The organism is Photobacterium ganghwense (assembly GCF_017329545.1).
Lineage (GTDB): Bacteria > Pseudomonadota > Gammaproteobacteria > Enterobacterales > Vibrionaceae > Photobacterium > Photobacterium ganghwense.
Genome location: NZ_CP071327.1, coordinates 83,830 through 104,765, shown reverse-complemented (window position 1 = coordinate 104,765; position 20,936 = coordinate 83,830). Strand labels below are relative to the sequence as shown.

Genomic DNA, 20,936 nt, shown 5'->3' with positions numbered 1-20,936 from the left:
CGTCACCAAGCTACACTCTGACTTATAATATCTAATGCTATTTATACAGGCTTTCCCTCTACCGTTGAAAAGCCCGTTCCCCAAATTGTGTCCATCTAAGATTAGGAGGTAGTGATACTTTATACAGGGGATTTAAACGAATCTGGTTTCAGAGTCATTACTGAACATTCTAATTGGTTAATCATCGACTCTGCGGTATTTCCCATTACAAAACCAGATATCCCAGTTCTAGACATTGAGCCTAGAATTACTAAATCTATTTCATTACTGATAACATATTCAGGCAATACTTCCCTTGGTTCTCCTTCAATCAACATAACTTTTATTGGAAGAGTATTAACAAACGGCGTTAATAGAGAGTTAAGTCTTTCTACTCTTTCGTTACGCATTTTTTGAGAGAGTAGAGCAATATCGATATCTGCATAACCACTCCAGTTTTTGAGAAAACCCTCAGATTCAAGCTTCCAAACATGGCAACAAGTCAGGCTAGCACCAAGCTTATTACAAAGTTCTACAGCTAAAGAGATTATCTTTGAGTTGAAGTCTTGATAGCTTGGGTTCGTCAAATCCAATGCGGCAATTACATTGGTTATAGCTTTGGGCTTTTTGCTTAGGGACCAAATGGGAATTTCAGATTTACGCATTAAATTCAGTGTATTACTACCCCTTTGACAGGGTTCAATTTTATTTTCGCGATAAGAATCAATCATAATCAAAGAAGAGTTACTCTCTTTGGCTTCTTTAATAATTTCAATAAAAGGAATTCCTATACGTATTTTGCTACCAAAGCTTATTTTGGGGTAGTGTTCTGCAAGCGTTTGAATGTGCTGTTTCAGTGAATCGTGATAAAACTGTGTTGCTGCGTCCAAGATGTCTAGCGCGGAACCTGAGAATTGATGTATTTCTTTGAATTCATCTAAGGTATTGATGACGGATATTAAAGTAACCTGAGATGAGCACTCGTTAGACAAACTCAGTGCATATTGAAGAGAATCGTTTAACTCCTGCTCTGGAGCTATAGGGACCAAAATTTTTTCGAAAGTCATTTTACACTCCCTTTATGTTACTCATACGGTATTAACTTGTATAAAGTAACTATAGAAAAGAGTATATGAATTGCACTGTTTACTAAATCAATGTTTGCCCCAAACCTTTTTAGTCCAAGAATTCGGACTCATTTGTTTTGTCATAAATTGGCCTATTCTTGGTAGTGCCAAAACCAATCGGCATTTTTCTGCTAAGAATAGAGTGTAGTGGGATTTCTTGCGTATGTGTCAGGTAACTGGCGTGGAAAACCTATATCGTTCCTGCAATAATTGTTTTTCGTATTTTTTCTGAGGGAAGTTGGAACCTATGGTAAATCAAGAACTAATCAAAAAACTTCGTTCAGGAAAATTCTGGTCTCAGGAGCAATTGGCAATCATAGCTGGAATCAGTCTTCGAACAATTCAAAGAGTAGAAAGTGAAGGTAAGTGTTCGTTAGAATCAAAGAAAGCGATTGCGGCTGCTTTTGAAGTCGATGTCGCTGAGTTAAGTGTTGAATCAAAATCAATAGTTTTAGATATAAATGATATTAGAAACGAAGTTGCTATATCATGGCTAGAGAGCGTGGATTTAGGCGAATATAGTTTAAGTTGGGATGAAGCTGCTCCTGTGTTTCAAGAAAGAATTTCAAGTACCAAATGGAAAAGAATTCTTACTCAAGTACGTGCTCCGTTAGGCCAAAATATCTCCCGCTCAGTTAAAAAAACATCTGAACACGGTTCTCTTCCTGGCGTTGCTGATGGTCAGTATCTTGTTATCCATTTCACAGCTAGTTTTGGTCAAAAAAGCTCAGCTATAGAAACTGTGACATTGCAGAAAGTAGCGAACAAATGGCGAGTTGCGGGGTATTTCATTAAATGAACTGCTCAAGTGATATTGAATGTTCACGTAAGCGACTTTTTCCATACTTTTAGTAATTCATGCTTTGCTAAATTAGCAAGGTTGCTAAAACGTAATTTGTCCATACTCGTGCTAGGCCGATCTGTTCTGGCACGTTTATGCCCCATTTCACGTTAAAGTATTTACTCAGTCCAGAGCAGGCTCGTAGTTGTTCCTTAGAATATGTAATGTGACCTGCCATAGATTCAGGCAATATCAATTTATAGGATCTCATCGTCATCCCAATCCCAGTCAATTTGGGAAATATCACGGGAGACTTTGTGTAAATACCACCAGATCAAACCGACAATAGAAAGGATTAAAACTATAAATAAAAGCATATCATACCCTTAGAGCTTGCATGTGACCTAACTATAGGGCTTACCACGGCAATTGAGTTCCATCGTAGACAAAAAATGAACCTGAATGCTTAAGTTTTAAATTGTCGATAACATTAAGCATGCCCTTAACACTCTCTTCTACTGTTACCTTGCCATCCTTTCCGCCCATATCGGTTTGTACCCAACCTGGATGAATTGCCATAGTCTTCACACCCACTTCGGTTAGTTCACAAGCCAAAGATTTAATTATTTGGTTGAGGGCGGCTTTTGATGCGCGATAGCTGTATCGACCACCAGAGCGGTTGTCATCGATGCTAGCGAGTATTGAAGTCATCCCAATGATGGTTTTATCTTCACCAGCAAGAATGTTATTAAGCAAAGCCTGCGTGATTAACATGGGCGCAATGGTGTTGACGTTTAATACATTTATCCACTCCTTTTGCCCCATGTTACCTAGGCTTTCACATTCATCTCCGCTCACTCCTGCGTTGTGAATGAGTACATCAATGGCGATGCCCGCAAATTTCTCTGTCAAAGTGAGAATATGGGATTCATTACTTACGTCCAGCGTATGAATATCAATCGTTGGATAAGTTTGTACCAAGAGACACAAAGCCTGAGCTGTGTTGATGTCACGGCAGCATGCAATCACACGCCATCCACGCTGAGCGTATTGTTTAACAAGCTCTAAGCCTAAACCTCGATTGGCGCCAGTGATAAAAACCGTTTTCATTGTGAGCTACCTAAGTTGATTATAAGTAAGAATTAGCTGGTCAATGCCGAGCCTTGACCAGCTTGTAACCATTGTCGTGATACTTACTTCACAAGTACGTTTGCTTCCGACAAATGAACTTCTGTACGTTTATCAAGACGTCCACTCATTCGAGTAAGAGCGAGAGCAACGATCACTATCACGGCTCCAATCCATGGGGTATGCATTAAGCCCATTTCTGACACAATCATACCGCCTCCCCAAGAGCCAAGCGCAATACCCACGTTAAACGCCGCAATGTTGAGACCAGAAGCGACGTCTACCGCATCAGGAGTGTATTTTTCAGCCAGTTTAACCACATAGACTTGTAAACCAGGAACATTACCGAATGCAAAGGCCCCCCAAACTAAAATGGTCGCTACCGCTGCGATAGGGTTAATGGCCGTAAAGTTAAATACAACTAATACGGTGGCGAGTCCTGCAAAAATAATCGTCAGTGCTTTAATTGGCCCCATCTTATCGGCCATTTTTCCGCCCCAAATATTACCAATCGCTACTGATACGCCGTATACCAACATAATTAGGCTGATTGCATTGGCGCTGAATCCTGTTTCCTGTTGCAAAATCGGCGCAAGAAAAGTGAAAGCGGTAAAGGTACCACCGTAACCGAGTGCTGTGATGGCATAAACCAGTAGTAGTCTTGGTTGCGTTAACACTTTTAGTTGTGATGACAGTTTAGCGGCAGCAGGCTGTTTTAGGTTGCTTGGCACCAAGAAAGCACTACCAATCAAGGCAATAAGTCCTAATAGCGCTACAATCAAAAACGTCGATTGCCAACCAAAGGTTTGGCCGATGTAAGTACCAAGCGGCACGCCCGTTACTAATGCCACGGTTAATCCCGTGAACATAATCGCAATCGCGCTGGCTGCTTTTTCTTTAGGTACTAGGCCAGTCGCAATTGTGGAGCCGATTGAGAAGAACACACCATGGGCTAAACCAGTCAAAATACGAGCAACGATAAGGGTGTTGTAACCAGGTGCTTGCCATGCCAATAAGTTGCCAATCACAAACAGTGACATAACAGTAATGAGTACGTGCTTACGGTTCCACTTTCCCGTCAGCGCGGTTAAAACAGGTGCGCCAATCGCAACACCGAGTGCATAAAGGCTCACCAGCAGTCCTGCGGATGGTAGTGAGACATTTAAGTCAGAAGCCATAGTCGGGATCAATCCCACGATCACAAACTCCGTCGTTCCGATAGCAAAGGCGCTGAGCGTCAATGCGAGAAGTGCTAATGGCATATCATTTACTCTCTTTTGTTAGGTTCTAGTACACAGCAGCGAATGTGCTTATCAACGTTTCGCGCTGCCCTGATTTGATGGAGGGATTTTGCGTGGAAATGTTGTTGCAAAAAATAGGTTATTAAACAAATAATATTTGTTATAAATGCAATAATTAAAACGAAACTGTAGAGTAAATGGTAGGCAAGCATGCGGACGAAATCGGACGATTTAGAAATTCTACTTACTGTCGTTGATGCTGGCGGATTTACTGCGGCAGCAGAAAGTCTCGATATACAGGTGGCACGCGTATCACGAGCGGTGAGTAAGGTAGAAAGCCAGCTTGGCGTGACGATATTAAACCGAACCACAAGACGGATTGAATTAACGGATGAGGGGCGGCAATTCGTTGAGTCGGTAAGAATAGGGCTGATGCAGTTGCAGCAAGCGGAAGACGAGATCATATCCCGTGGGGAATTACCCAAAGGACGACTGCGTGTTGATGCCGCCAGTCCGTTTGTGTTTCACCAGTTAGTCCCACTCGTTCAGCCATTTAATCAAGCCTATCCTGATATTGAGTTGGAGTTAACCTCCAATGAAGGTTATGTTGATTTACTAGAAAAGAAAACCGATATTGCTATTCGTATCGGTGCATTAAATGATTCAACCTTACATGCTAGGCCTCTTGGCCGAAGTTTACTTTACATTGTTGCTTCACCTGATTATTTATCAAAGCGCGGCTTTCCGAGTAAGAGTAGTGATTTGGAACATCACGATATCATCGGATTTTCAACACCAAAAACACTCAATGAATGGCCTCTGAAAGGATTTTCAGGGCTGACACCCACGCTGACCTCAAGTAACGGTGAAACGGTGAGACAACTCGCGTTGATGGGAAATGGAATCGCCTGTCTATCGGGCTTTATGGTGAAAAAGGATATAGCCGAAGGAAGATTAATTACGTTGTTAGAAGGTGAAAAAATCAGTCACTCTGGCAGAGAGCAAATCAATGCTGTCTACTATAAGTCTTCTTCGGTTGCCAAGAGGATTTCTGCTTTTATCGATTTTATTCAGTCAAAACTGGATCTGTAAATCGTTCAACGCGAGGTAACTCCGAACCTCGCTTAGGCTATTTCTTCTGGCATCTTGGACAAAACAGATACCAATAAAAGCCGATGAGACATCGACACCCAACAAGATCATTGCTGGAATATGCTTAGACTATTGCAATTTTAACAAATATCATTTGTCTTTGTTGCTATCAATGTAATGCGTTGAGTTTGTTAGTATCCCTCTCAAAAAATAAGAGGGCTTATTATGTCTAAATCACTTTTTCAACCTATCCAATTGGGATCGTTGACTCTCAAAAACCGCATCGTCATGCCACCGATGACACGCTCCAGAGCGACTCAACCTGGGGATGTCGCTAATGACATGATGGCGACGTATTACGCTCAGAGAGCCAGTGCAGGTTTAATTGTCTCCGAAGGCACACAAATTTCACCGAATGCAAAAGGCTATGCGTAGACGCCAGGTATTTACACGCCTGAACAGATTGAAGGCTGGTGTAAAGTAACTCAAGCAGTGCATGCAGAAAGTTGCACAATTTTTGCGCAGCTGTGGCATGTAGGTAGAGTCACTCACTCAGATAACATTGGTGGTGAGCAACCGATTTCTTCATCAGCGTTAAAAGCGGAAAACGTAAAAGTATTCGTTGATAATGGGAGTGATGAACCTGGTTTTGTTGACGTCGTCCAGCCTAGAGCAATGACAAAAGCGGATATTCAACAAGTCATCGCAGATTATCGTCAAGCGGCGTTGAATGCCGTTGAGGCAGGCTTTGATGGTATTGAACTGCATGCGGCGAATGGTTATTTGATCAACCAATTCATAGACTCCGAAGCTAACAGTCGTACCGATGAATACGGTGGTAGCCTGGAAAATCGTCTTCGTTTTCTTGATGAAGTTGTTGCAGCATTAGTTGAAGCGATTGGCGCTAATCGCGTAGGCGTGCGTCTTGCGCCCTTGACTACCTTAAATGGCACCGTGGATGCGAACCCTATTGAGACCTATACCGCTGCTGCTGCGTTACTGAATAAGCACGGTATCGTTTATCTGCATATCGCGGAAGTTGATTGGGATGATGCCCCTGATACGCCAATCTCTTTCAAACGCGCCTTACGTGAGGCTTATCAAGGCATTTTGATTTACGCAGGTCGTTATAATGCGGAAAAAGCGGAACAAGCTATTGATGACGGACTGGCTGATATGATCGGCTTTGGACGGCCTTTTGTGGCGAATCCCGATCTGCCTGAACGACTACTTCACGGCTACCCGTTTGCAGAGCACGATCCTAACACCTTGTTTGGTGGTGGTGAAAAAGGGTTGATTGATTATCCAACGTATAAAGCTTAAGGGGGAAGTATGTTCAAGGCATTTAAAGGTCACAGACTTGAGACTAGAAACCGTATCGCTATGGCGCCGATGACTCGTTCACGCACGTCTCAACCTGGTGATGTACCAAACAAGATGATGGCAACCTACTACCGTCAGCGTGCCAGCGCTGGTTTGATTGTCACTGAAGGAGCGCCGATTTCTGCCGTTGGTCGAGGCTATTCTATGACACCTGGCATTTATACCAAAGAACACATCGAAGGATGGAAGAAAGTGACTCAGGCTGTCCATGAGGAAGGTGGGAAGATCTTTATCCAACTTTGGCATGTTGGGCGTCGAAGTCATTCTGAGATTTCAGGTGAGCAGCCTTTTGCACCTTCAGCAATTAAAGTGCCTGATCAAGTATTTGGCCCATTACCAGAGGGTGGGTTTGGAATGATCGAAACAGAAACGCCACGAGAAATGACGATTCAAGACATCGAGAGTACGATTGCTGATTTTGTTCAAACCGCTAAAAATTCGATTGAAGCTGGCTTTGACGGGGTTGAAATCCACGCTGCGCACGGTTATCTGTTTGATACATTTATGCGTTTAGAGAGTAATCAGCGTCAAGATCAGTATGGTGGCAGTCAAGAAAACCGTATGCGGTTTCTGCTCGAAACCTTACAAGCGGTCGTAAACGAAATCGGTAGCGATAAAGTAGCCGTACGTGTATCTCCACACGTGATTGAAGGTTTTGCTGATGAGGATCCTGAAGTCATTGAGGTTACGCTAAAAGCACTTGAGAAAATGGCACCGATGAACTTAGCTTATGTTCATTTTTCTGAGCGAATTTCTCGTTATGTTGAAGTGCCTGAAGAATTTCGAAAGCAAGTTCGAGAAGTGTATCCAAACCCTATCATGATTGCGGGAAAAATGACCAAGCAATCTGCTCAAGAGCTACTAGATAAACAATATGCTGATTTTGTGGCTTTCGGTACACCTTTTGTAACGAACCCAGATCTAGTTGAGCGATTTAATCAAGACCTACCGCTAGCTGAGTTTGATGCTGATGCACGACTAACACTATATGGTGGCGGGGCCGAAGGCTACATCGATTATCCTACTTATCAGGCATAGTAAATAAGGCATCAAGGGCTAACCACTCCTTGGTGCCTTACCTTTTCATTAAGCGAACGAGAATGAGATGGAACAATATCAAATTTGGAAATATCACCCAGAAACAAACAGTCTTGTTTTGGATAAGGCAAAGACGCCACAATTAGCTGACGATCAAATTCTAGTTCAAAACAAAGCCATTGGTATTAATCCTGTCGATTGGAAATTTATCAAAGCCAACCCTTTGAACTGGCCTAATGGTCATGTTCCAGGTGTTGATGGTGCAGGTCTTATAGTACAAGTAGGAGCTAATGTTGATACAGGTCTAATTGGACGCCGAGTGTCGTACCATGCCTCATTAAAACGCAATGGTAGCTTTGCTGAGTATACAGTTTTGAATGCTGAGCGAGTGATGGTGCTGCCTGAGAGCCTATCATTTGAACTTGCAGCAGCACTACCTTGCCCGATGCTTACCGCATGGCAAGCATTTGAAAAAATCCCATTAACCCTGCAAAAAGAAGCGCTTATCGTTGGTTTTGGAGCGGTTAATAATCTACTATCCCAGTTACTTGTCAATGCTGGTTATACCGTTGATGTTGTTTCAGTTAGTCTTAGTGAAGAACGTGCAAAATCACTAGGTATTCGTCGAGTTTATCGAGAACAATCTCTAATTGACATGAAATACTTCGCCATTTTTGATGCGGTGAGTGGGGTAAATGCAGCTCATTTAGTGCCTCTTTTAAGAGCGAATGGACATATTGTCTGCATTCAAGACCGTATACCTAAACCCATTGACCCTCCATTTACTCGCACTATTTCTTACCACGAAATAGCACTTGGAGCGTTACATGATTTTGGTGATAAAGACGATTGGCATGCATTAATGCAAAATGGTGAAGCGCTGCTTGAGCGTATTGAAAATGGGAGTGTTGAAGTTAGTATTCCTGTCACTTTTAAATTCGAGCAGATGCTTGATGCATTGAAACACAGTGAAACCACAAAACGAAAAACCGTGATTACATTGAGTTAGACTGCGCAATTTATATTTTTACTGTGAGCCACCATAGCTGACACCCTACACTTGGCTTGGCTAGTTTTGCTCATCGTAGATGATGAGCAAAACTTATCTCTAGGACATGGACAAAAATCATGCTCTAAATGATTTTTGTCCATACTCGTGCTAGGCCGATCTGTTCTGGCACGTTTATGCCCCGTTATGAGTTTCAAATTTTCAATGGTTAACGTCACCAAGCTACACTCTGACTTATAATATCTAATGCTATTTATACAGGCTTTCCCTCTACCGTTGAAAAGCCCGTTCCCCAAATTGTGTCCATCTAAGATTAGGAGGTAGTTGACCTGCCCCCAATAACTAATCCAACATTTCTTTAGTAATGTCAGTTACGTTACTGTTTAGCCCTGAACGTGTTAGTACTGCAAATTCAGAGGGGGTTAGGTATCCAATTGATGAGTGGGGACGATTTTCATTGTAGTCAATGCGCCAGTCACTGATCAGTTTACGAGCATGGCTCAAGTCTCTGAACAGGTGCTCGTTTAAGCACTCGTCTCTGAACTTGCCGTTAAAGCTTTCAATATAAGCATTCTGGGTTGGCTGACCAGCCTGTATCAGCTTCAGAATGACACCATGATCATAAGCCCACTGGTCGAGAGCTTTACCCGTAAACTCAGGCCCCTGATCTGTTCGAACAGCCTCAGGATAACCTCGGAAAGCTGCAATAGCCTCAAGTATGGCAACCACTTCATCCCCAGAAATTCCTGATGCAACAGTAATATCCAGGCACTCCTTCGTGAAGTCGTCAACGATAGTGAGGCACTTTATCCTACGGCCAGAACTGAGTGCATCCATGACGAAGTCCATTGACCAGGTATGGTTGGACTGTGAGGGAAGTAACAGTTGCTCTCGCCCGACACATAATGATTTCCTTCGCTTCCGTTTGCGAACGGCCAGTCCAGCCTCTCGGTAAAGCCGATAAACGCGCTTATGGTTAACCTCTGTCCCTTCCCGTCGGAGAAGACGGTGAATACGGCGATATCCGAACCGTTTTCTCTCGAGTGCCAGTTCTTGTATGCGAGCCAATAACTCCACATCACTCTTTTTAGCTTGAGGTTTGTATCTCATTGATGCGCGATTTATACCGACGAGCAGACAGGCTTTGCGTTCCGAAATCGTGGTGACTTCCTGCATTACATGCACAGCCTTGCGCTTGTCTCCGACGGTCAATACTTTTGGTTAAGAGCCGCTTTCAAAGCATCAACATCAAGCATGGATTCCGCCAATAGCTTCTTGAGCTTGGCATTCTCATCTTCCAATGCTTTCAAGCGACGGGTATCGGAAACATCCATACCCGCGTACTTTTTACGCCAGAGGTAGAATGTGGCATCGGAAATGTTGTGCTTGCGGCATAATTCTTTAACGGGCAATCCCGCTTCTGCTTCCTTGATAATGGCAATGATCTGCTGTTCGTTGAATCGCTTCTTCATATTCACCTTCCTTCTTATAAGATGAACATTACTAAGTTTTGGCTGGATTAGAAAGCGGGGGGCAGGTCAGTAGTGATACTTTATACAGGGGATTTAAACGAATCTGGTTTCAGAGTCATTACTGAACATTCTAATTGGTTAATCATCGACTCTGCGGTATTTCCCATTACAAAACCAGATATCCCAGTTCTAGACATTGAGCCTAGAATTACTAAATCTATTTCATTACTGATAACATATTCAGGCAATACTTCCCTTGGTTCTCCTTCAATCAACATAACTTTTATTGGAAGAGTATTAACAAACGGCGTTAATAGAGAGTTAAGTCTTTCTACTCTTTCGTTACGCATTTTTTGAGAGAGTAGAGCAATATCGATATCTGCATAACCACTCCAGTTTTTGAGAAAACCCTCAGATTCAAGCTTCCAAACATGGCAACAAGTCAGGCTAGCACCAAGCTTATTACAAAGTTCTACAGCTAAAGAGATTATCTTTGAGTTGAAGTCTTGATAGCTTGGGTTCGTCAAATCCAATGCGGCAATTACATTGGTTATAGCTTTGGGCTTTTTGCTTAGGGACCAAATGGGAATTTCAGATTTACGCATTAAATTCAGTGTATTACTACCCCTTTGACAGGGTTCAATTTTATTTTCGCGATAAGAATCAATCATAATCAAAGAAGAGTTACTCTCTTTGGCTTCTTTAATAATTTCAATAAAAGGAATTCCTATACGTATTTTGCTACCAAAGCTTATTTTGGGGTAGTGTTCTGCAAGCGTTTGAATGTGCTGTTTCAGTGAATCGTGATAAAACTGTGTTGCTGCGTCCAAGATGTCTAGCGCGGAACCTGAGAATTGATGTATTTCTTTGAATTCATCTAAGGTATTGATGACGGATATTAAAGTAACCTGAGATGAGCACTCGTTAGACAAACTCAGTGCATATTGAAGAGAATCGTTTAACTCCTGCTCTGGAGCTATAGGGACCAAAATTTTTTCGAAAGTCATTTTACACTCCCTTTATGTTACTCATACGGTATTAACTTGTATAAAGTAACTATAGAAAAGAGTATATGAATTGCACTGTTTACTAAATCAATGTTTGCCCCAAACCTTTTTAGTCCAAGAATTCGGACTCATTTGTTTTGTCATAAATTGGCCTATTCTTGGTAGTGCCAAAACCAATCGGCATTTTTCTGCTAAGAATAGAGTGTAGTGGGATTTCTTGCGTATGTGTCAGGTAACTGGCGTGGAAAACCTATATCGTTCCTGCAATAATTGTTTTTCGTATTTTTTCTGAGGGAAGTTGGAACCTATGGTAAATCAAGAACTAATCAAAAAACTTCGTTCAGGAAAATTCTGGTCTCAGGAGCAATTGGCAATCATAGCTGGAATCAGTCTTCGAACAATTCAAAGAGTAGAAAGTGAAGGTAAGTGTTCGTTAGAATCAAAGAAAGCGATTGCGGCTGCTTTTGAAGTCGATGTCGCTGAGTTAAGTGTTGAATCAAAATCAATAGTTTTAGATATAAATGATATTAGAAACGAAGTTGCTATATCATGGCTAGAGAGCGTGGATTTAGGCGAATATAGTTTAAGTTGGGATGAAGCTGCTCCTGTGTTTCAAGAAAGAATTTCAAGTACCAAATGGAAAAGAATACTTACTCAAGTACGTGCTCCGTTAGGCCAAAATATCTCCCGCTCAGTTAAAAAAACATCTGAACACGGTTCTCTTCCTGGCGTTGCTGATGGTCAGTATCTTGTTATCCATTTCACAGCTAGTTTTGGTCAAAAAAGCTCAGCTATAGAAACTGTGACATTGCAGAAAGTAGCGAACAAATGGCGAGTTGCGGGGTATTTCATTAAATGAACTGCTCAAGTGATATTGAATGTTCACGTAAGCGACTTTTTCCATACTTTTAGTAATTCATGCTTTGCTAAATTAGCAAGGTTGCTAAAACGTAATTGTCCATACTCGTGCTAGGCCGATCTGTTCTGGCACGTTTATGCCCCAAAGTTTGTCTAGCTTAAATGCTTAACTAGTTTCTTTTGTCATTAGTTGACCTACTTAGACTAATGATTAAATATGTACTCAGTTTATTATGGTGTGTTAGATAGAAGATGTCTGAATTTTGTGGGTTCGATTGAAAAAGACTTACTTGTCTAACGTTAGGTTACGTCAGGCTTGATCCGTTATGTATGAAAGATTGAAAGAACTAAGCAGAGTATTTTTGATGGACAATTTCTAGTAGAGATTATCTGTCCAGTAACTGTTAGGCATCAGGAGGCCACGAGGTGTATTTTCAGCAATTTCCCGTCACAAAGTGCTGCTTGTGCGGTAACTCCGAAAATTTGACGGGTGAACATAAAATCAAGGCTGCGGCTCTGCGCAAGGAATTCGGGAAAGAGCCATTGATGGTTGGAGTTTCTGGTGAGTCAAATAGGGCTATGAAATTAGCTCAAAGCGTTAAATCAAAGCATCTTAAGTTCAAAGTAAGAATTTGTGAAACCTGCAATACATCACGCACTCAACAGGCGGATAGAGAGTTTGATCGCTTTCATGGGTTAGTAGCTGAGCGGGTCAAGAATAATCAAGATCCTTTGAGTGTCTTTTCGCCTGAACTTTACTTGGAGGGGGGAGATTCTTATCTGAATATATTCCGTTATTTTGCCAAGTTGTTGTGCTGCCATATCGCTGAAGTGGATGGCCCTATTCCCACTACACTTGCGGAGTTTGCTATTAGTAGGAATTCTCTCAACCGTATTTGGTTAGAGATAAAAGTCGATCCATTTTTTAGTCATGCATCATCAAATTTTGGGGTCGATCAGTATGCTGCTCATGGTGGCTTGATTGTAAACGATGATAAAAATACGAAGGAACTTAACGCATACCGCTCAACGATAACAATAGGGCCAGTTCTATATGTATTTCATATCTGCCTAGAGACTTTTGAAAAAGAAGAATTACAGAAGATATATCCTGATTTTTTAACATTGTGCAAAGCTAAGTTTGAACAGGCTAAAAGCAATCAGGCGTCTGATTGGGATCTTGCGCAGGTGGGGATGAATACCAATGATGCCTAACTGTAGTGGTCAAATAAAACGTTATGTTCTTAGAGGACTAAATGGATATCGAAGTATATAAACTTGTAGTACCGCTTTTGGGTGGTTTTGTCGGTGCAGTATTGGGGACTCATTTAGCTTTGTCCCGAACAAAAAAAGAAAAAATCTGGGATGAAAAAAGAGAGCTTTACAGCAAAGTCATTGTTGCCCTCGAAGATATCTCGTATTGGGCTGAGCAAGTTCGGTCAGAACACTGTGGTGAATATACAAGTAGCTCTGGTTCTAATATAGAACAGTCAATGAGAGAGATTCAGAAGTTGGCAGTAACAGGTAGACTGGTAATGAATGATGAGTTTTATGGTCTACTAGTGACAGTCAATAGCGCACTTCAAAAAGAAAACTTTAGTGTGCATGAAGCCGCACAAGAGGCTTTTGACAATCCTCAATCAGCTTACCTATTTAGACATGCATTGGCAGTCCGTGACACTGTTCAAGAATATCTGCCTAAATTAATTAAATCAGCAAAGCGTGAACTGCCAAAACGAACATAACAAAATGTCTAAGGTTTCAACTTACTTTCCCTAATCTGACAGATATGTTTTAGTGCCGTAATTCTAAATTGTTTCTGTCCAAAGCCGTGCTAGCAAAACTACAGCTAGCACGTTTCTGCCCCATTATTGGCTAGACTTTTTACTCATTCACACCCTGTTCACGGTTTTTTGCAATACTAAAAGTTATCAATTCTTCCCGTGCTGTTGGCTGTTAATCCCCGAGATGTAATACGGGGTGAAAGTATAAATTCATGGAAGATTGCGTAAAAACTGCTCTACTGGCGATAAAGCTATGTACATTTTGTTCATTTTCCAACAGGAAATGCTCAAAATGATAAAGATCGGTAAGTGACAAATCATCCTTGCAGCTAGCGTATACCTCTTTGACATGATCATAAATGTAGATCGGCGCTTGTAGTACTTTACTGAGATAGAACGAACCCGACAAATGATCAGCATGAATATGTGTTTCAAGAATCGCGGTGACATGAAGTTGATTTTGTTCAACGTGGTCAATGAATTGCTGCGCGGATTCAAAACCGATCTTACAGTTTTCCTCATCATAATCAGCAACAGGATCAATAACTATTGCCTCATTGGTGTCCGAATCTGCCACTACATAACTCAAGCTACCGGATTCAGGATGAAAAAAGTGCTGAATGTTCTGGGTTGTCATTATGTCCTCCCGCAAAGACCGCTTTTCATTGAACGTAACTTTGAGTTTAGTCGCGATTGGCGTTTAACGAGAGGTGCATAGACCATAATTTAATCTCCTTTTTAGGGAGAAAAAATACACTGAGATTTTTTCTGTTTAAGAATCAGGCCAGTACCAATTTGGAGATGAAAGAGGGTCCAAACCCGGAATAATCGTCTGACCAAACTCCTTGTCTAGCTGAATAGCATTGCATTCTGGATGCTCGGCTAACGCCGCAATCAAACGAGGAGCATGAGACACCACCCAGACCTGAGTATTCTCGGCCACGTGAGAAATTAGACGCGCTAAAGCAGGCAACAAATCTGGATGAAGACTGGTTTCTGGCTCATTAAGAATCATCAAGCTTGGTGGTCGAGGCGTAAGAAGAGCGGCCACCCACAGCAAGTAACGTAAAGTCCCATCTGACAACTCAGCACCACTTAATGGCCTTAAAAGGCCGTTCTGGGAAAACTCCAACGAAAATCGACCATCAGCCTGATTCACAATACGGATGCTGGCGCCGGGAAACGCATAGTCGATTGCTTTATAAAGCACCTCTTTGTCACCAATTTCGATAATGGTCTGTAAGGCAGCGGCCAGATCGCGGCCGTCATGGTGCAAAACTGGAGTACGAGTCCCAAGTTGAGGTTGTCTGGCGGGGGCATCTTTGTCAGTTCTGAAATGATCGTAAAAGCGCCAGCCGCGAATCGTTTCCCGCAGCATAAACGCCTCTGGCGTTGCCATTGGGTCGGCAATTTGATCAAACAGGCTATGATAAGTGGCGATGTGGTTTGAAATGACTTGCCATTTTCGTCCTTCACGCGCTTTAATCGCGTGCCCATTTCGGTCTATCAGTGCACTGGCAGGTCGATATAAAGGACCATTCCAAATACATTCACGTTTAATCTCTGGGTCAAACCCAAACATTGACATAGTCGGCGCTGGTAAACCTAAGGAAATCGCGTAGCTGAACTCTTCAGTTGCAAAGCCAAGCTTGAGACGTTTGACCTTCTGCCTTACTGTGGCCTCAATGGCATGTTCACCTCGCTTCATCGAGTTGGTTATCTTTTCCGGCCCCGCCCAGAAAGTTGAATCTAGGCCACCTTCAGTCGCGAGCGCAGACACCACCCCACCTTGCGCTGTATCCGCCAACAAACGAAGTGCTTTATACAAGTTGGATTTACCGGTGCCATTGGCTCCCGTTATCACATTCAATCTGCCTAGTGGAATAACCAGATTTAGAATCGAACGATAATTATTGATCGCCAACGCTGTAATCATATTCACATCTCGTTTAAATTAAATAAAACACATATTGAAAAAACTATTAATCGAACGTTAACATTCGATCGTCTTCATGTCATGCGGCCCCCAGTATTGACGAGCTCCACAGTGTGGCCCCTACCTTTTTGTGAGACATTCAGCCAAAACCTTTCAATTTAGTCATTTAGAACGGTAAACCGTTCATTTTAACTAACCTTTCGGTTAGATTGATGTGCGCTTTGTTTTATATCATTGCTTATCTTTTTTGTTGATTCAGGTTACATCATGGGTGTCACAGTTTGCGCAAATGGGCTGAGCGTGGTCCACAAGGGATCGGGAGGGGAAGCAAATGCGACTCTCCCCGACGTTTGTTTGACGACAGTAGGTAATTCCGTTGTACCAATTCCATATGGTAACAATGCGAAGTCGGCAGATCTTGTCGGCGGGACCACAACGGTATCTATGGATGGTGGTAATAGTATTGCCATCAAAGGCAGCAAATTTGCAGCAAGTACTGGTGACGCCGGTGGTGATAAAAAAGGCGTGTCATCTGGCACGATTGAGTCTGAAGCTGAATTTATCTCTGCTTCTCCAACCGTCACAATGGAAGGAATTGGTGTTTGTCGCCTGACGGACCAGATGACCATGAATATGGCCAACACCATGTGCCTTGGTGGTGTACAAAACCCTTCCGTTTCTGTCACTGAGGATCAGGAAGGCACCTACACACTCGAACTCAATTGCAAATACCCTAATGGACAGCCTTACGCAAATACACCATTTGTTGAGTAGACATTTCGGATAAAACCCTGCTTGTCGAGACCCTATCTTGCTCGTCCATGTTGATTTCCACCTTTAAATATAGCGCTTTCTATACGTTGATCTATGCCCGTTTAATCTTTTATGTCAACATGAATTCAAAGGCTTAAAGAAATTAATTGGTTGTGCGTAGGTGGTCGATTTACCATAACGGCACTTTAATACGCACCTAAACCAATACTTTAGCTAGAGCGATCTTACTCATCGCACTAGCTCTTCACAAGTAAATCTGCCATACCTGTAGTTATTGATGGTTTGCTAATTTAGAAAAAGCACTGGCAAATAATTGTCCATACTCGTGCTAGGCCGAACCGCTCTAGCACGTTTCTGCCCCTTTCCGTGTTAGTACTGATATTTACTTGTATTCATTTCCCATACCTGAGCTAATCTAATGCTGTGATAATTGGTTGTGATGCAGTTATCTATGTGATCATTTTAAACTAAGCAAGTATAGTGCCTCTTAAAGATTCAAGTTTGATCATCATTACGTCATGGAGAGAGTTTAAGTATATGAACTTACTGCACTTAAAAGCGCTCTTGCTAGCGGTTGAAACAGGCTCAATATCGGCTGCCGCCCGTAAACTCGGAAAAAAACAGCCTCAAGTCAGCCAATGGATCTCTGACTTGGAAATTGATCTCGGAGTGTCTTTTTTTGATAGGACAGGTAATAAAATGTCACTTAGTAAAGATGGTGAGCGATTACTGCCTTATCTATCCCACAGCATGAGCCAATTTACAAAGTTGATGCAAAGTGCTGATGTCATTTCGCAAGGCGAATCTACAGTTGTGAGAATCGGAATTGAAAACTACATTCCAGATTTAGCCTTCGCAGCCCCTCTCACTTTAACACTAGAATTGTCCCACTTGTGCATCGAAGTTTATCGAGAAGAAAGGCACCAACTGATGCAGGATCTTACGGAAGGCGATGCCGATATTATTATTGTCCATGAGTCCGATACGCTCCACCATCAGAATTTTGAATATTGCCGTTTAGGCCATTACAAAGAGGTATTAGCCTGCAGCTCAGAGCATCCTCTTGGTAAATTGCCAACAGTAGCAAGTAGTGACTTAAGTCAATATCGCGAGCTAATTTGGGGCGAAACAGATAGTGGTGAGAAATTCAACAATCAAAACGATGATAGTTTTAGTCCTAGTTATAGTCTTTTTTCGGACATTCAGTTACTTATCGCGGTATTACAACGCAACACAGGCTTTGCCTTTTTACCCGCTGAAAGTGTTGAATCCTATATTAAAAACGGTCAATTAATAGCCCTCATCAGCGATTTTGAACCCACAGGTATCGACCGAAGAATTGAATTGTGTTGGCGTAACGGTTTAACGTTATCTCGATACGGTAATCAAATTGTAGAGGCATTCAAAACCAGTCACCAATTGCAAAGCAAGCCTACTGCTTAGAATGACAATCATCTGGTTTCGTATACTCTTGAACTTGAGGCTCAGAGCCAGATGAGACTTCTGTTTCGTCCAGAGAGCTACACTCTCGTTCAAGCCTCGAAGCGGCAATTGAAGTATCCCACCAATCATAGATATATAGAGACACATAAATCGGGAGAACAGCCCATAGCAATGGGTCGTCCCATACTGTTGAGGTAATTCCAATTGCGGCAATGGCTAAAATGATTATCTCAGAAATACCAATAAATAATAACAACTTGGTTAAATGAGCAAGTGAACGCTGCAGTACGTTAGAGAGTAGAGTTTTCTGATAGGTCGCTTCAAATACACCAATGATACCAGCGGCCATTAAAAGCCCGATGGCCGTCAATATCGCGCTTTGGTTTCCCTGCTCCATCTGCCGCATGCTATCAAATGTACAACGAAACAAAAATGGTACGATAAATAGCAGAAGTGCAAACTGTCTTACGGCGACTTCAATATAAAAGCGCTTTTTCTGCACTGTTAACCCCCCTTAAAAATAGTACAGGGCGAACCCTGTACCTAGTTATCTATTCTTCGGCGTCGAATACGATATCACCTTGCAAGACAGTCATTAAGATTTCAGTATCTGCTATGTCGTCGGGAGACAAGCGGGTAATATCTCTATCTAAGATAGCAAAATCTGCTGATTTCCCTACCTCAACAGAGCCTGTAATATCTTGTATCCCTAAGCTAACCGCAGCGTTGATGGTGTATGCATCAATAGCAGCCTCAACATTGGGTAGCCCTGTATTCCCCATTCTTATACTGTTAGCTATGCCTACGAGCGGATTTAACTCATGGACATTCCAGTCACTACTGAGTGTAAGATTAGCCCCTGTATCAAAGATAGCTTTCAGGTTCATCAAAGAGTGTGCTCTCTTTGCTCCTAGGAAGAGTTTAGCCCATGAATGGTCATGCTCAACAACGTATTCAGAGCCTACTTGAAAGTCAGCTGTAACATTCAATTTAGTGAACCGACCTACATCTTCTGGATCGACAAGTTCAACGTGGGTGAGTGTGTACGGCTTAGTTGAGCCATTATTACGTGCATGTTCAACTGCATTAAGTGATTCGCGAACCGCTCCATCACCAATAGCATGAATATGCGCGCTGTAACCAACCTTATCCAGAGCATCTAACCAAGTTTTCATTTGGCTGGGTGGAATATAATTAATTCCGTAAGGTTCGTCTGGAATGTAAGTATCTAAATATGGTGCCAGCGTTTTTGCTGTACCGTTTATTGTAATACCATCGCTATACATTTTTACTTGATCAACTAATAGCAAACTCGATGTATCACTTGATTGGATTTTCTTTAGAAAAGCTAGTTGCGGTTCCATAGAATCAGCAGGATAAATCCAAGGGCGCAACGACACTCGTGCGGTCAGATTACCGTCTTTTTCTGCCTGTTTCCACACTTCATACCATCCGCGTTTCCAATAGAGTCGACCATCACCAATAGTCGTAATGCCGTATGATGCTGACTCTTCTAGGCCAACCATCAATCCATCATAACTTTGATCAAATTGACCTTCTAAGCTGTTCCATGCCATTTCCATAACGATATCTCCAGCATTATCAAATAAGATACCGTTAAGTTCACCACTAACTGGATCTTTGAGAATCTTTCCTCCTTGAGGCTCAGGTGAATCTTTAGTAATACCAGCAAGTTCCAGTGCAGCAGAATTTACCCACATAGAGTGTGAGGTCTGCTCCATGAATACGACAGGCCGATCAGGAAAAATTCCATCTATAACCTCAAGAGGTGTTTGAATATTATCTTCATTTAGAATGGCATCTAACGAAAAACCATACCCCATCAGCCACCCTTTGGACTTACTATTTCGACTGCAAGCTTTTAGATAAGGTATTTGGGCTTCAAGTGATGCATCCATACTGAGTTCACAGTTACCTCCAGCTTCAGAGGCTGCTTCAAAAACATGGTTGTGGTTATCAATAAAACCTGGCATTACATATCCATGTTCGAGATCGATGACTTCAGTGTTTTCACTACGATATTTCTTGGTATCCGACATTTTGCCAACGAACAAAATATTTCCATCATGAACTGCAATTGCATCGGCATTTTCATGACCGTGGATTTTTGCGTTTGTTAAGATCATATCGGCTTTTTCAACAGCCGATGCATTCGAACTCATGATTAAACTCGCTATTAGTGTTAAAGGGGAGGTTCGGTTCATCATTTATACTCCTTGCGTACCCCACATTTATCCTCAATGCAGGGAGTGCTTTGATTTCGTCGGATAGAGATTAAAGAATAGTAAGAACAAAAGAAAAATAGTGAGTATAAGAATACAGGGATAGGTTAGATACTTAGTCTCAACTCAACTAACTTGGTGATGGATGAACAATTAAAGGATAATTTTTCTAATCAGAGCCTTATGTGGTAAATCTTTTTACCTAACGCTCTTTTGTCCAAAGACGTGTTACATGACCGCTTGGTGATGAACTTTTACTATGACGAAGGGACAATGCTTTTGTCTATATCAGATTGAAAAACTCCCAATAGTTTCTTCATCTCACCGAGCGCTGCCTTGGTAAAGAATCTTGCCATCAAATAACAACTTGCTTAATACTGCAGTACTGCCGTCGTAAAGAATGCTTGTTCTCACTTGATAGTAACCTTGCTCAAAAAGCCAAGCACACGCTTTGTCTCTCGCTTCTAAAGATAAGAAAACCTCATCTTGGGCAATATCTCGCCCAATGTAGGGGTATTTTTCTCTAAACCTTTGAGCATCTGCATCTGAAATCCCCTGAGAAACATCGTCCAGTAATGCTTTGGTGCGTTTGTAAACCTCCCCTAAAATAGGGGCATACGCAATTAGAGTTCTCCTGCCTA

17 protein-coding genes and 2 pseudogenes are annotated in these 20,936 nt (G+C 42.0%); 10 read left to right on the top strand and 9 right to left on the bottom strand.

The window, feature by feature from the left end:
* Nucleotides 1-119: 119 nt before the first annotated feature.
* On the bottom strand, nucleotides 120-1,046 hold the full coding sequence (locus FH974_RS25695; protein ID WP_207104281.1) for a universal stress protein: 927 nt from the start codon (nucleotides 1,044-1,046) through the stop codon (nucleotides 120-122).
* Between the two features lie 307 nt (nucleotides 1,047-1,353).
* On the opposite strand from FH974_RS25695, the gene FH974_RS25690 reads away from it, so the two are divergent.
* Nucleotides 1,354-1,905: a DUF4019 domain-containing protein gene (locus tag FH974_RS25690; protein ID WP_207104280.1), complete on the top strand. Its 552-nt coding sequence runs from the start codon at nucleotides 1,354-1,356 to the stop codon at nucleotides 1,903-1,905.
* Nucleotides 1,906-2,304: 399 nt separating this feature from the next.
* Here FH974_RS25690 and FH974_RS25685 read toward each other — a convergent pair whose 3' ends face one another.
* Both FH974_RS25685 and FH974_RS25680 read right to left on the bottom strand, forming a co-directional pair.
* Entirely contained in the window at nucleotides 2,305-2,997 is a 693-nt protein-coding gene (locus FH974_RS25685) for an SDR family oxidoreductase (protein WP_207104279.1), read from the bottom strand.
* Between the two features lie 83 nt (nucleotides 2,998-3,080).
* Nucleotides 3,081-4,277 (bottom strand): MFS transporter, encoded by a 1,197-nt coding sequence (locus FH974_RS25680; RefSeq protein WP_207104440.1) that lies wholly within the window; start codon nucleotides 4,275-4,277, stop codon nucleotides 3,081-3,083.
* 189 nt (nucleotides 4,278-4,466) lie between these two features.
* On the opposite strand from FH974_RS25680, the gene FH974_RS25675 reads away from it, so the two are divergent.
* The 4 genes and pseudogenes from FH974_RS25675 to FH974_RS25660 all read left to right on the top strand — a co-directional run bounded on the left by FH974_RS25675 (nucleotide 4,467) and on the right by FH974_RS25660 (nucleotide 8,778).
* Complete coding sequence (locus FH974_RS25675) at nucleotides 4,467-5,348, top strand: LysR substrate-binding domain-containing protein (protein ID WP_207104439.1); 882 nt, start codon at nucleotides 4,467-4,469, stop codon at nucleotides 5,346-5,348.
* Between the two features lie 225 nt (nucleotides 5,349-5,573).
* Nucleotides 5,574-6,671: pseudogene (locus tag FH974_RS25670) on the top strand (alkene reductase).
* A 9-nt stretch (nucleotides 6,672-6,680) separates the two neighbouring features.
* Nucleotides 6,681-7,769, top strand: a complete 1,089-nt coding sequence (locus FH974_RS25665; RefSeq protein WP_207104438.1) for an alkene reductase — start codon at nucleotides 6,681-6,683, stop codon at nucleotides 7,767-7,769.
* Nucleotides 7,770-7,836: 67 nt separating this feature from the next.
* A complete protein-coding gene (locus FH974_RS25660) occupies nucleotides 7,837-8,778 on the top strand; it encodes a zinc-binding dehydrogenase (protein ID WP_207104437.1) in 942 nt (313 codons plus the stop codon).
* Nucleotides 8,779-9,120: 342 nt separating this feature from the next.
* On the opposite strand, the gene FH974_RS25655 is transcribed toward FH974_RS25660, so the two are convergent.
* Nucleotides 9,121-10,250 (bottom strand): IS3 family transposase gene (locus FH974_RS25655; RefSeq protein WP_242551828.1). Its coding sequence is split into 2 segments (ribosomal slippage): nucleotides 9,121-9,998 and nucleotides 9,998-10,250, totalling 1,131 coding nucleotides; the frame shifts between segments, so codons are not numbered across the junction.
* Between the two features lie 80 nt (nucleotides 10,251-10,330).
* Nucleotides 10,331-11,257 (bottom strand): universal stress protein, encoded by a 927-nt coding sequence (locus FH974_RS25650; RefSeq protein ID WP_207104281.1) that lies wholly within the window; start codon nucleotides 11,255-11,257, stop codon nucleotides 10,331-10,333.
* Between the two features lie 307 nt (nucleotides 11,258-11,564).
* Between FH974_RS25650 and FH974_RS25645 the strand changes: the two genes are divergently transcribed.
* From FH974_RS25645 to FH974_RS25635, 3 genes are all read left to right on the top strand, one after another.
* Complete coding sequence (locus tag FH974_RS25645) at nucleotides 11,565-12,116, top strand: DUF4019 domain-containing protein (RefSeq protein ID WP_207104280.1); 552 nt, start codon at nucleotides 11,565-11,567, stop codon at nucleotides 12,114-12,116.
* Between the two features lie 425 nt (nucleotides 12,117-12,541).
* Nucleotides 12,542-13,330, top strand: coding sequence for a hypothetical protein (locus tag FH974_RS25640; protein ID WP_207104436.1), 789 nt, complete (start codon nucleotides 12,542-12,544; stop codon nucleotides 13,328-13,330).
* 41 nt (nucleotides 13,331-13,371) lie between these two features.
* Nucleotides 13,372-13,860: a hypothetical protein gene (locus tag FH974_RS25635; protein WP_069496657.1), complete on the top strand. Its 489-nt coding sequence runs from the start codon at nucleotides 13,372-13,374 to the stop codon at nucleotides 13,858-13,860.
* Nucleotides 13,861-14,071: 211 nt separating this feature from the next.
* On the opposite strand, the gene FH974_RS25630 is transcribed toward FH974_RS25635, so the two are convergent.
* Both FH974_RS25630 and FH974_RS25625 read right to left on the bottom strand, forming a co-directional pair.
* Nucleotides 14,072-14,536: an MBL fold metallo-hydrolase gene (locus FH974_RS25630; protein ID WP_242551997.1), complete on the bottom strand. Its 465-nt coding sequence runs from the start codon at nucleotides 14,534-14,536 to the stop codon at nucleotides 14,072-14,074.
* Between the two features lie 135 nt (nucleotides 14,537-14,671).
* Nucleotides 14,672-15,835 carry an AAA family ATPase gene (locus tag FH974_RS25625; protein ID WP_207104435.1) on the bottom strand — a complete coding sequence of 388 codons (1,164 nt, stop codon included), beginning with the start codon at nucleotides 15,833-15,835 and terminating at the stop codon, nucleotides 14,672-14,674.
* A 267-nt stretch (nucleotides 15,836-16,102) separates the two neighbouring features.
* Between FH974_RS25625 and FH974_RS25620 the strand changes: the two are divergent.
* Together FH974_RS25620 and FH974_RS25615 are read left to right on the top strand one after the other, a co-directional pair.
* Nucleotides 16,103-16,600 (top strand): annotated as a pseudogene (locus FH974_RS25620) (DUF4150 domain-containing protein); the annotation flags it as partial.
* A gap of 546 nt (nucleotides 16,601-17,146) precedes the next feature.
* Entirely contained in the window at nucleotides 17,147-18,052 is a 906-nt protein-coding gene (locus tag FH974_RS25615) for a LysR family transcriptional regulator (protein ID WP_115339918.1), read from the top strand.
* On the opposite strand, the gene FH974_RS25610 is transcribed toward FH974_RS25615, so the two are convergent.
* Both FH974_RS25610 and FH974_RS25605 read right to left on the bottom strand, forming a co-directional pair.
* Complete coding sequence (locus FH974_RS25610; protein ID WP_207104434.1) at nucleotides 18,042-18,554, bottom strand: hypothetical protein; 513 nt, start codon at nucleotides 18,552-18,554, stop codon at nucleotides 18,042-18,044. The genes FH974_RS25615 and FH974_RS25610 overlap by 11 nt on opposite strands.
* Before the next feature lie 49 nt (nucleotides 18,555-18,603).
* Nucleotides 18,604-20,277 carry an amidohydrolase gene (locus FH974_RS25605; RefSeq protein ID WP_088729811.1) on the bottom strand — a complete coding sequence of 558 codons (1,674 nt, stop codon included), beginning with the start codon at nucleotides 20,275-20,277 and terminating at the stop codon, nucleotides 18,604-18,606.
* Between the last annotated feature and the right edge of the window lie 659 nt (nucleotides 20,278-20,936).

What these genes read in the sequence shown, in the direction of transcription:
- FH974_RS25695 (WP_207104281.1), bottom strand. Translation starts at nt 1,046, where the DNA reads ATGACTTTCGAAAAAATTTTGGTCCCTATAGCTCCAGAGCAGGAGTTA.
- FH974_RS25690 (WP_207104280.1), top strand. Translation starts at nt 1,354, where the DNA reads ATGGTAAATCAAGAACTAATCAAAAAACTTCGTTCAGGAAAATTCTGG.
- FH974_RS25685 (WP_207104279.1), bottom strand. Translation starts at nt 2,997, where the DNA reads ATGAAAACGGTTTTTATCACTGGCGCCAATCGAGGTTTAGGCTTAGAG.
- FH974_RS25680 (WP_207104440.1), bottom strand. Translation starts at nt 4,277, where the DNA reads ATGCCATTAGCACTTCTCGCATTGACGCTCAGCGCCTTTGCTATCGGA.
- FH974_RS25675 (WP_207104439.1), top strand. Translation starts at nt 4,467, where the DNA reads ATGCGGACGAAATCGGACGATTTAGAAATTCTACTTACTGTCGTTGAT.
- FH974_RS25665 (WP_207104438.1), top strand. Translation starts at nt 6,681, where the DNA reads ATGTTCAAGGCATTTAAAGGTCACAGACTTGAGACTAGAAACCGTATC.
- FH974_RS25660 (WP_207104437.1), top strand. Translation starts at nt 7,837, where the DNA reads ATGGAACAATATCAAATTTGGAAATATCACCCAGAAACAAACAGTCTT.
- FH974_RS25650 (WP_207104281.1), bottom strand. Translation starts at nt 11,257, where the DNA reads ATGACTTTCGAAAAAATTTTGGTCCCTATAGCTCCAGAGCAGGAGTTA.
- FH974_RS25645 (WP_207104280.1), top strand. Translation starts at nt 11,565, where the DNA reads ATGGTAAATCAAGAACTAATCAAAAAACTTCGTTCAGGAAAATTCTGG.
- FH974_RS25635 (WP_069496657.1), top strand. Translation starts at nt 13,372, where the DNA reads ATGGATATCGAAGTATATAAACTTGTAGTACCGCTTTTGGGTGGTTTT.
- FH974_RS25630 (WP_242551997.1), bottom strand. Translation starts at nt 14,536, where the DNA reads ATGACAACCCAGAACATTCAGCACTTTTTTCATCCTGAATCCGGTAGC.
- FH974_RS25625 (WP_207104435.1), bottom strand. Translation starts at nt 15,835, where the DNA reads ATGATTACAGCGTTGGCGATCAATAATTATCGTTCGATTCTAAATCTG.
- FH974_RS25615 (WP_115339918.1), top strand. Translation starts at nt 17,147, where the DNA reads ATGAACTTACTGCACTTAAAAGCGCTCTTGCTAGCGGTTGAAACAGGC.
- FH974_RS25605 (WP_088729811.1), bottom strand. Translation starts at nt 20,277, where the DNA reads ATGAACCGAACCTCCCCTTTAACACTAATAGCGAGTTTAATCATGAGT.